The 9,283-nt window shown below is 66.5% G+C and carries 10 protein-coding genes; 5 read left to right on the plus strand and 5 right to left on the minus strand.

The genetic code is table 11. The features are described 5' to 3' along the window. Positions 1-84: 84 nt before the first annotated feature. The gene (locus RLN94_RS08910; protein ID WP_350133136.1) at positions 85-1,731 is read right to left on the minus strand and encodes an ABC transporter substrate-binding protein; all 1,647 of its coding nucleotides are present in this window, start codon (positions 1,729-1,731) and stop codon (positions 85-87) included. A 371-nt stretch (positions 1,732-2,102) separates the two neighbouring features. Here RLN94_RS08910 and aroC point away from each other — a divergent pair, with 371 nt between their 5' ends. Beyond that, positions 2,103-3,206, plus strand: coding sequence for a chorismate synthase (aroC, locus tag RLN94_RS08915; protein ID WP_350133138.1), 1,104 nt, complete (start codon positions 2,103-2,105; stop codon positions 3,204-3,206). Continuing rightward, positions 3,203-4,144, plus strand: a complete 942-nt coding sequence (locus tag RLN94_RS08920) for an AEC family transporter (RefSeq protein ID WP_350133140.1) — start codon at positions 3,203-3,205, stop codon at positions 4,142-4,144. The genes aroC and RLN94_RS08920 overlap by 4 nt, the downstream gene beginning before the upstream one ends. A 6-nt stretch (positions 4,145-4,150) precedes the next feature. Here RLN94_RS08920 and RLN94_RS08925 read toward each other — a convergent pair whose 3' ends face one another. Continuing rightward, positions 4,151-4,957, minus strand: coding sequence for a helix-turn-helix domain-containing protein (locus tag RLN94_RS08925; protein WP_350133142.1), 807 nt, complete (start codon positions 4,955-4,957; stop codon positions 4,151-4,153). Between the two features lie 116 nt (positions 4,958-5,073). Between RLN94_RS08925 and RLN94_RS08930 the strand changes: the two genes are divergently transcribed. Together RLN94_RS08930 and RLN94_RS08935 are read left to right on the plus strand one after the other, a co-directional pair. After that, on the plus strand, positions 5,074-5,478 hold the full coding sequence (locus tag RLN94_RS08930; protein ID WP_350158600.1) for a hypothetical protein: 405 nt from the start codon (positions 5,074-5,076) through the stop codon (positions 5,476-5,478). 3 nt (positions 5,479-5,481) lie between these two features. Further along, entirely contained in the window at positions 5,482-5,823 is a 342-nt protein-coding gene (locus RLN94_RS08935; RefSeq protein WP_350133146.1) for a DUF1330 domain-containing protein, read from the plus strand. Positions 5,824-5,846: 23 nt separating this feature from the next. Here the strand turns inward: RLN94_RS08935 and RLN94_RS08940 are convergent, their stop codons facing one another. The 3 genes from RLN94_RS08940 to RLN94_RS08950 form a co-directional block, all read right to left on the minus strand. Further along, positions 5,847-6,740 (minus strand): DMT family transporter, encoded by an 894-nt coding sequence (locus tag RLN94_RS08940; RefSeq protein WP_350133148.1) that lies wholly within the window; start codon positions 6,738-6,740, stop codon positions 5,847-5,849. Positions 6,741-6,825: 85 nt separating this feature from the next. Next, on the minus strand, positions 6,826-7,113 hold the full coding sequence (locus RLN94_RS08945) for an HU family DNA-binding protein (protein ID WP_300896081.1): 288 nt from the start codon (positions 7,111-7,113) through the stop codon (positions 6,826-6,828). A 131-nt stretch (positions 7,114-7,244) separates the two neighbouring features. After that, on the minus strand, positions 7,245-8,729 hold the full coding sequence (locus RLN94_RS08950) for an AMP nucleosidase (protein ID WP_350133150.1): 1,485 nt from the start codon (positions 8,727-8,729) through the stop codon (positions 7,245-7,247). Between the two features lie 99 nt (positions 8,730-8,828). Between RLN94_RS08950 and RLN94_RS08955 the strand changes: the two genes are divergently transcribed. Continuing rightward, positions 8,829-9,275, plus strand: a complete 447-nt coding sequence (locus tag RLN94_RS08955) for a VOC family protein (RefSeq protein ID WP_350133152.1) — start codon at positions 8,829-8,831, stop codon at positions 9,273-9,275. Positions 9,276-9,283 lie beyond the last annotated feature (8 nt).

Genomic DNA, 9,283 nt, shown 5'->3' on the forward strand with positions numbered 1-9,283 from the left:
TCCGCGATGTGGGCGGTCGGAACGGAAAACCCGGCGACGCGCGGGGCGCCGCCGGGACAGATTGGTACGGTACCGGACGCCGGATCAGGCGTCGAGCCAGGTTTCCTCGAAGAACATTTCGCGGAACTGGTGGACGAAGTTGTTCTTCACCGCGTCGGTGTGGTGCTTGGTCTGGTTGCGCCAGTACGGCTGCACGATCGCGCCGTCATCCTGCAGCATGGTCTGCAGCTTGGCGGACAGTTCGCGACGCTCGTCGGCGTCGAAGACACCCAGCGCCTCTTCCAGCGTCGAGTCGAACTCGGGGTTGCTATGGGCCGACTCGTTCCACGCCTCGCCCGACTTGTAGGCCAGGGCCAGAACCTGGACCCCCAGCGGACGCGGGCCCCAGTTGGTGGTCGAGAACGGGTATTTCGTCCAGTCGTTCCAGAAGGACGAGCCGGGGATCACCGTGCGCTTGATGTTGAAGCCGGCCTCGCGCAGCATTGCGCCGATGGCGTCGGTTGTCACAGTGCGCCAGTCGCCGTCGATCGAAATGAGCTCGAGCTCGGTCTCGCCATGACCGGCGGCCTTGGCCATCTCGATGGCCGCGGCGGGGTCGGGCGCCTTCTTGGGGATCTCGGCATATTCCGGGTGGAACGGCGCGACGTGGTGGTTCTCGGCCGGGATGCCGTCGCCGTTGATGCCGAGCTGCAGGGCGATGTTGTTGTCGACCGCCATCTGAATGGCGTTGCGAAGCTCCTTGCTGGTGTAGGGCTCGGTGTCCGCCCGCATCCGGGCGACGATGGTGTTGGCGGTCGCCTTCGACTGCTTGACCAGGCCGAGGCTGTCGAGCGTGTCGACGAAATCGGCGGTGGTCTCGTCGTTGATGTCGATCTCGCCGCCGTCGAAGGCCGCCACGATGGCCGCGCCGTCGGTGCCGAAGTCGATGAACTTGATGCCGTCGAGATAGGCCTCGCCGCCCCACCACTTGCCATTCTCGCGGCGCTTCACCTCGGCGCCGGTGCCGATTTCCATCGACACGAATTCGAACGGGCCGGTGCCGATGGGCGATTTCGACAGGTCGCTGTCATCGCCGTGGCTGCGGTGCACGATCAGCGCCGGGTAGTCGGACATGCCCGCGATGAGCGAGATGTCGGGGCGCGGCAGGTTCAGCTTGACGGTGTAGTCGTCGACGCGCTCGATCGCGCCCTCGGCGGCCTTGTTGGTCTCGGGGTCGATCAGCGGCGACATCCGCGAGGCCATCGAGTTGCCCTCGACCGTCTTGTCGCACCAGCGGGTGATGTTGTGGATCACGTCGTCGGCGTTGAAGGTGTCGCCGTTGTTCCACTCGACGCCCTGGCGGACGTTGAGGGTGTAGGTGGTGGCGTCATCCGACACTTCCCAGCTTTCAAGCAGCATCGGCTTGAAGCTGAAATCGACGTCCCAGCGGACCAGCGGCTCGCAGAACTGGCGGACGAGGTTGCCCGGCTCGGTCCAGGCGAACTTGCGCGGGTCCTGGATTTCCAGAACGCGGCTGGCGACGCGCAGGATGCCGCCCTTCTTGGGCTCTTCCTGGGCGTGGGCCGGGGTGGGCGCGGCCATGCCGATCAGGCCGTAGGCCGCGGCCGAGGTGGCGCCGAAGGTGGTGGCCATGGCCATGAATTCGCGGCGGTCGAGCTTGCCGGCCTTCACGTCTTCCGCGAGCTGGCGCACGACGGGGCGAACCGCTTCCGTCCGTGTGTCCTCTGTCATTCTTGTTCTCCCTGTTGGTGATAATCTTCGAGGTGTTTCTAGTTGCGTATCCGGGGTCAACCGTACCCCGGACATGATGAAGTTCCAGCGATTCCCCGGCGCGTGTTCCGCCGGGCGAAATGGCCCGGGTTCGGTGAGAATGCGGGCGACATCAGCGCGGGCCTGTAATTTTTTCGACAGGATCATGTCTGTTTGCGACATCGGTGTCGGTTGTGACCACGTAATTGGACAGGGCTGTTCAATCGGCTGGCGACGGGCCCGGCGACGCGGTGAAATCCGGGCATGTCGCCCCGTGCCGGGGGGGCTTCGGGGGGATTGGGCTTGAGGCCGGGGCGGCACGCGGCTAATTCAGGCGGAGCAAGGAGGGCGCCATGAGCCTCAACACGTTCGGACATGTCTTTCGGGTGACCACATGGGGCGAGAGCCACGGGCCCGCTCTGGGTGCGACGGTGGATGGCTGCCCGCCGGGTGTGCCGGTGGACGAGGCGTTCCTGCAGCAGTGGCTGGACAAGCGGCGCCCGGGGCAGAGCAAGCACACGACGCAGCGAAAAGAGCCGGACGCGGTGAAGATCCTGTCGGGGGTGTTCGAGGGCAAGACCACGGGCACGCCGGTGCAGTTGATGATCGAGAATACCGACCAGCGGTCGAAGGATTACGGCGAGATTGCCCGGACCTTCCGGCCGGGGCATGCGGATATCACCTATCACCAGAAATACGGGGTGCGGGATTACCGCGGCGGCGGGCGGTCCTCGGCGCGGGAGACGGCGGCGCGGGTTGCGGCCGGCGGGCTGGCGCGGGCGGCGTTGCGCGAACTGGTGCCGGGGCTGGAGATCACCGGCTACATGACCCGGATGGGCGAAATGGAGATCGACCGCGACCGCTTCGACTGGTCTGCGATCGGGCAGAACGATTTCTGGATGCCGGACGCGCAGGCATTGCCGGAGTGGGAGACGTACCTTCAGGAGATCCGGAAGGGGCAGAACTCGGTCGGCGCCGAAATCGAGATCTGCGCGCGGGGCGTGCCGGCCGGTCTGGGCGCGCCGGTCTATGGCAAGCTCGACACCGACCTGGCGGCGGCCTGCATGTCGATCAACGCCGTGAAGGGCGTGGAGATCGGCGAGGGGATGGCGGCGGCGAGGCTGACGGGCACGGCCAATGCCGACGAGATTTTCATGGGGGAGGACGGCCCGGAATATTCGTCGAACCATGCCGGCGGCATTCTGGGCGGCATTTCCACCGGGCAGGATGTCGTGGTGCGCTTTGCCGTGAAGCCGACATCGTCGATCCTGACGCCGCGCCGGTCGATCCGGCTGGACGGGTCGCCCACGGAGGTAGTGACCAAGGGGCGGCATGACCCCTGTGTGGGCATCCGCGCCGTGCCGGTGGGCGAGGCGATGGTGGCTTGCGTGATCCTCGACCACCTGCTGCTCGACAGGGCCCAGACCGGCGGAGAGCGCGGCAAGATCGGCCCGTGATCGAGGTTCTTTCGATTACATTCCCGCTGTTTGCGGCGATCGGGCTGGGCTATGGCACGGTCGCCTTCGGGCTGTTCAGCAGCGACGACATGAAGGTGCTGGGGCGCTACGTGCTGAACATCGCGCTGCCGGCGCTGCTGTTCAACGCGGTGGCGGGGCGGGATCTGGGCGAGGTGCTGCACCTTGGCTACATGGCGGTGTTCCTGGTCGCCGGGCTGGCGACGATGCTGGTGGGATATGTTGCGGTGACGCTGACGGGCACCGGGCCGGCGCGACGGGCGGTGGCGGTGATGGGGATGGTGGTGCCGAACTCGGCCTTCGTGGGCTACCCGGCGCTGTTGCTGACGCTGCCGGATATTGCCGGGCAGGTGCTGGTGTTGAATTTCCTTGTCGAGAACGTGCTCCTGATTCCGCTGGGGCTGGTCCTGCTCGACCTGTCGCGGCCCCGGCCGGGGCGGACGATTGCCGGCGTGCTGGGCGGGATCGCGAAGGATTTCTTCAGCCGGCCCTTCGTGATCGGGCTGTTGCTGGGGCTGGTGGTGTCGGTGACGGGCCTGCCGTATCCCGGTCCGCTGGAGCGGTTCCTGTCGATCCTCGCCGGGTCGGCCAGCGCGCTGGCGCTGGTGGTGATCGGCGGGACGCTTTACGGATTGCCGATGCGGGGCGACCGGGCGCTGGCGGGCGGGATTGCCGCGGGCAAGCTGGTGCTGCATCCGCTGATGGCGGCGGGGGCGGTGGCCGTCTTTTCGATGACCGGGCTCTTCGCGCTTCCGGAGGAGTTCCGCCAGGCCGTCATCCTGTCGGCGGCGATCCCGATGTTCAGCATTTACATCATCCTCGCGCAGCCCTTCGGGCATGACGGGATCGCCTCGATCGCGCTGCTGACGGCGGTGGCGTCGTCCTTCGTGACGCTGTCGGTGGTGCTGTGGCTGCTTTAGCCGTGGTCAGCCACCGGGCACGAGCAGGGCGGCGGTGCGCTCGTCGGCGGGCAGGAAGGTTTCGATGGCAAGCTCCGACAGGGCGATGTCGAGCGCGGTGCCGAAGACGGTGGTGGTGCTGAGGAAGGACAGAGTGCCCTGTTCGGTTCGGAGCCGGAAGGGGATGGCGATGCCGGCCGGGTGGATCATGTCACCGGGCCGGTAGGGCGCGGCGCCGGGCGGCACGGGGTAGGATTTCAGCTCTTCCAGCAGGGTGACGAGGCCGGGATCGGCGGTCTGGTCGATCAGGCCGTTCAGGCGGTGGAAGATATGCGTGCGCCATTCGCGGAAATTCTCGATCCGGGGGGCGAGGCCGCCGGGATGCAGGGTCAGGCGGAGGGCGTTGACGGGCGGTTCGAGCAGGGCCGGGTCGATTCCGTCGAGCAGGGCGGTGATGCCGGCATTGGCGTGAAGCATGGTCCAGTGCCGGTCGATGGCGAGCGCGGGGAAGGGCTCGTGATGTTTCAGGATGAGCTGCACGGCTTTCTGTGCCGCCGCGCTTTCGGGGTCGTCGGCGGGGCGTTCGCGATAGGCGGGGGCGAAGCCCGCCGCGATCAGGAGCGCGTTGCGATCGCGCAGGGGGATTGACAGGGTCTCGGCCAGCCGCAGCACCATGTCGCGGCTGGGACGGCTGCGGCCGGATTCGATGAAGCTCAGGTGGCGCTGGGAAATCTCGCTGTCGGCGGAGAGCGCCAGCTGGCTGAGGGAACGGCGGTTGCGCCAGAGGCGGAGCATCGGGCCGAAATCGGGGGAGGGGGCGAGGGTGCTTGTCATGGGCGGATCATACCGCGGCGGGTGCTGAGGCCAATTACCTTTGGCGTAATCGACGGGATGGCGCGGGAGGGTCAGATTGCAGGCCATGACCGAAATGCCAGACAAGGAGTTTTCCCATGGCACACCTGCATTCCCGATACTCTCTTCCCTCGATTCTGTTGATTGACGCCGCTGCCTGCCTCGGCATGGGCGTCGGACTTGTGGCGCTGGCCGGTCCGCTCGCCGGTCTGATGGCCCTGCCCGCGCCGCTGCTCTTCTGGGCGGGGGCGATCCTGTTCCCGGTCGCGGCCTATATGGCGGCGGTGGCGTTGTGGTTGCCGGGCAATGCGCCGGCGGTGATGCTGGTGATCCTCGGCAACGTGCTGTGGGTTGTGGCGAGCCTGGCCCTGCTGGCCGGGGTTGTGGCGCCCAATGCGCTGGGCGTAGCGTTCCTGCTGGGACAGGCGGCGTTCGTGGCGGTAATGGCGCGGCTGGAGCAGCTTGCCCTTCGCGCCGCAAACCCGCGCGGGCAGGAGGTGTAAGCCATGACGACGCAGGACAAGACCGCGAAGGCCTATGCCGTTGCGCTGTTGCATGATGTCGAGATGGGGCCCGGGATCGTGGCCTATCTGGAGGGGATCGACGAGACGCTTGCACCGTTCGGCGGGCGGTTCATCATCCATGGCGGCCCAGTGACGGAGCTGGAGGGCACGTGGACCGGAGACCTGATCGTGATCGAGTTTCCCGACCGGGCGGCGGCGGAGGGATGGTACGACTCGCCCGCTTACAAGGCGATCGTGCCCTTAAGGACGGGGTATTCGAACGGCGTCGCGATCCTGATCGACGGGGTCGGCGAGGGGCACGCGGCCACGGATATCCTCGGCTGAGGCCGGGGCGTGCCGGGGCGGTGTCAGGTTTGTCCCGCCGCCCCCGTCGGTTTCTGCCTTTGGCGCGAAAGCTGCACGGCGAGGATGCCGCCGGTGACCACCAGCACGCCGAGGATGTCCCAAAGCCCGAGCCGCTCGCTGAGGATCACCGCCGCGATGACGACGCCGAAGAACGGGTTGAGGAAGTGGAAGGTCGCCGCCTTGATGGCGCCGATGCGGTCGACCAACAGGAACCAGACCAGCGTGGCTGCCAGCCCCGGGACCAGCGTGGTATAGGCGAAGGCGGCGATGAGTTGCCAGGACCAATCGATCTCGATGGTTTCGGTGGCGGCGCCGAAGAGGCCGAGCGCCGCGCTGCCCACCAGCATCTGCAGGCCCACGACCATCAGGAAATTGCCGCCCGAAGTGGCCCCGCGCACGGCAAGCGTGGCGAAGGTCAGCGCGATGACGCCAAGCACGCAGAGGATGACGCCGTACATGTCGGCGCCGCCCTGAAGCCGCGAGCCCATGATGATGGCCACGCCGATCACCCCGGCGACGAGGCCGAACACCCCAAGGGGGCCAATCCTTTCGCCGAAGATCGCCCAGCTTGCCAGCCCCACCAGAAGCGGCATGGTCGAGGCGATGATGGCAGCGAGCGAGGCCTCGACCGTCTGCATGGCGACGAAGTTGAGCCCGAGATAGAGCGCGTTCTGGCAGATCCCGAAGATGATCGTGGCCCGCCATTGCGCCGGGGTGAGCTTCCAGCTTTGGCCCAGCATCCGGGCGATCAGCACGCCCAGCAGCCCCGAGATGAAGAAGCGCAGCGCCAGCGCCGAGACGGGCGGGGCGGCGACGACGATGAACTTGGCCGAGGTGAAGGCGCTGGACCACATGAAGGCGAAGGCCAGCCCCATGACGATTGCCCGGATATCCATGATTTTCCCGTCTCCCGACACTGCAACAGAAAAGGGCCGCCCCTTGCGGGGGCGACCCTTTCCGAAACTCGTGCCGATTACAAGGTCAGTCGTTCACGCTGTCCTTGAGGGCCTTGGCGATGGTCATTTTCACGACCTTGTCCGCCGGCTTCTGGATCTGTTCGCCGGTGGCGGGGTTGCGCACGGTCCGCGCCGGGCGTTCGCGGCAGTAGATCTTGCCGACGCCGGGCAGGGTGACCGCGCCACCGCCCGACACTTCGCGGGTGATCACGTTGACAACCGCATCCAGTGCCGCGCTTGCGGTTTTCTTGTCGCCGCCCATCTCGTCTGCGAGGGCTGCAACCAACTGCGTTTTCGTCATCGGTTTTGCCATTTTTCTGGTCTCCTTCAACTGCCCGTTCCTATGGGCCTCGTGGGGTGATTTAACTGTATCTTGAGAGCGAACACAACGAATAGTGTAAGAAAAGAAGGGTTTTTCGCGGATTTTGTGGTGATTTTTCCGCCTCAGAGGAAGGCAGTCTCGTCGAAACTGCGCAATTTTCGGCTGTGGATGCGTTCCAGGGGCATTTCCCTCAAGGTTTCCATGGCGCGAATTCCTATCATCAGGTGCCGTGCGACCTGAGTCTTGTAGAAGTCGCTGGCCATGCCGGGAAGCTTCAATTCGCCGTGCAGCGGCTTGTCGCTCACGCAGAGCAGCGTGCCGTAGGGCACCCGGAATCGGAAGCCGTTGGCGGCGATGGTGGCGCTTTCCATGTCGAGCGCGATGGCGCGGGATTGGGACAGGCGCTGCACCGGGCCGGACTGGTCGCGCAGTTCCCAGTTGCGGTTGTCGAAGCTGGCCACGGTGCCGGTGCGCATGATCCGCTTGAGGTCGTATCCCTTGAGCCGGGTTTCCAGCGCGACCGCCTCTTCCAGCGCGATCTGGATTTCCGCCAGCGCCGGGATCGGCACCCAGGCCGGCAGGTCGGCGTCGAGCACGCCATCCTCGCGCAGGTAAGCATGGGCGAGGACGAAGTCGCCAAGGCTCTGGGTGTTCCGGAGGCCCGCGCAATGGCCCACCATGATCCACGCATGCGGGCGCAGCACGGCGATATGGTCAGTCGCCGTCTTGGCGTTGGAGGGGCCGACGCCGATATTGACCAGCGTGATGCCCGCCGCGCCGGGGCGGGTGAGGTGATAGGTCGGCATCTGCGGCAGTTTCAGGGGCAGGTCGAGCGGCGCGTCGGGCTCGGTGATGGTGGCGTTGCCGGGGCCCACGAAGCTTTCGTAGCCGCTGTCCGGGTCGGCCAGCACGCGGCGGGCATAGGCCTCGAACTCCGAGACGTAGAACTGGTAGTTGGTGAACAGCACGTGGTTCTGGAAATGCTCGGGCGCGGTGGCGGTGTAATGCGACAGCCGGGCGAGGGAATAGTCGACCCGCTGCGCCGTGAAGGGCGCCAGCGCGCCGGCGCCGTCGGGGCCGGGCTGGAAGGTGCCGTTGACGATGTCGTCATTGGTGGTGGTCAGGTCCGGCACGTCGAAATAGTCGCGCAGGGTGAAATCCATCGCGCCTTCCTGCGGCACGGTCAGCCCGGCATCGTTGGCCACCGCGAAATGCACCGGCATCGGCGTGTCGGAGACGCCGATGGTGACCGGCACATCGTGGTTGTCCATCACCAGCTTGAGCTGCTGCACGAGGTAGTTGCGGAACATCCGCGGCCGGGTGACCGTGGTGGCGTTGGTGCCGGGCTCGGCCACGTGGCCGAAGCTGAGGCGGCTGTCGATCTTGGCGAAGCTGGTCGTGGTGATGCGGATTTCCGGGTAATAGGCGCGGATGCGGTGGGCCGGCGCGCCGTTGATGACCGCGTCGGAGAAGGCGTCGCACAGGAAAGCGGCGGCGGTGTCGTAAAGCTCGATCAGCCGGTCGACGGCCTGTCCCGCATCACGGAAATCCTCGGCGGCGGGCAGGTCGGGGGTGTGAACCCCGCCGGAAAGGTCTGTCGGCGCCATCGGATTGTTCCCGTCACATTCAACTTTTGCCGCTCACGTTGACACGCGGGAGCGGGCGGATCAACCTGCGCCGGCATTCCGGCAGTCTCGGAGGGGGAGATGGATTTCGAAACGGTCAGCCCGGCGGAGTTCGGCGCGTCGCTGAAAGGGCTGGGGCTGAACATCCTCGTGCGGGACGTGGCGGCGGAGGTGCGGTTTCTCGAAACGGTCTTCGGGATGGAGAGCCACCGGGTGAGCCGGGATTTCGCGATCATGGCCTACGGGGGCCAGGTGTTTCAGCTTCATGGCGATCACACCTATTCGCAGAACCCGCTGCTGGGGCTGTTGCCCGAGGCGCCGCCGCGCGGGGCGGGGATCGAGATCCGGCTCTATGACAGTGATCCGGACGAGGCGGCGGAAAGGGCGGAGCGCTTCGGGGCCCACGTGTTGCAGGCGCCGTCGGACCGGCCGCACGGGCTGCGCGAGACCTTCATCCTGTGCGAGAACGGCTATGCCTGGGTGGCCTCGCGCGTGTTGCGTGTTGAAGAGCCGGCGGCGGGTGGCTAGGTCGGGCG

The sequence above is a fragment of the Roseovarius sp. genome (genome assembly GCF_040223625.1).
In the GTDB taxonomy this organism is placed as follows: domain Bacteria; phylum Pseudomonadota; class Alphaproteobacteria; order Rhodobacterales; family Rhodobacteraceae; genus Roseovarius.

Bases quoted from the DNA above. Each gene is read 5' to 3' on its own strand.
- RLN94_RS08910 (WP_350133136.1), bottom strand. From the start codon at position 1,731: ATGACAGAGGACACACGGACGGAAGCGGTTCGCCCCGTCGTGCGCCAG.
- aroC (WP_350133138.1), top strand. From the start codon at position 2,103: ATGAGCCTCAACACGTTCGGACATGTCTTTCGGGTGACCACATGGGGC.
- RLN94_RS08925 (WP_350133142.1), bottom strand. From the start codon at position 4,957: ATGACAAGCACCCTCGCCCCCTCCCCCGATTTCGGCCCGATGCTCCGC.
- RLN94_RS08930 (WP_350158600.1), top strand. From the start codon at position 5,074: ATGGCACACCTGCATTCCCGATACTCTCTTCCCTCGATTCTGTTGATT.
- RLN94_RS08935 (WP_350133146.1), top strand. From the start codon at position 5,482: ATGACGACGCAGGACAAGACCGCGAAGGCCTATGCCGTTGCGCTGTTG.
- RLN94_RS08940 (WP_350133148.1), bottom strand. From the start codon at position 6,740: ATGGATATCCGGGCAATCGTCATGGGGCTGGCCTTCGCCTTCATGTGG.
- RLN94_RS08945 (WP_300896081.1), bottom strand. From the start codon at position 7,113: ATGGCAAAACCGATGACGAAAACGCAGTTGGTTGCAGCCCTCGCAGAC.
- RLN94_RS08950 (WP_350133150.1), bottom strand. From the start codon at position 8,729: ATGGCGCCGACAGACCTTTCCGGCGGGGTTCACACCCCCGACCTGCCC.
- RLN94_RS08955 (WP_350133152.1), top strand. From the start codon at position 8,829: ATGGATTTCGAAACGGTCAGCCCGGCGGAGTTCGGCGCGTCGCTGAAA.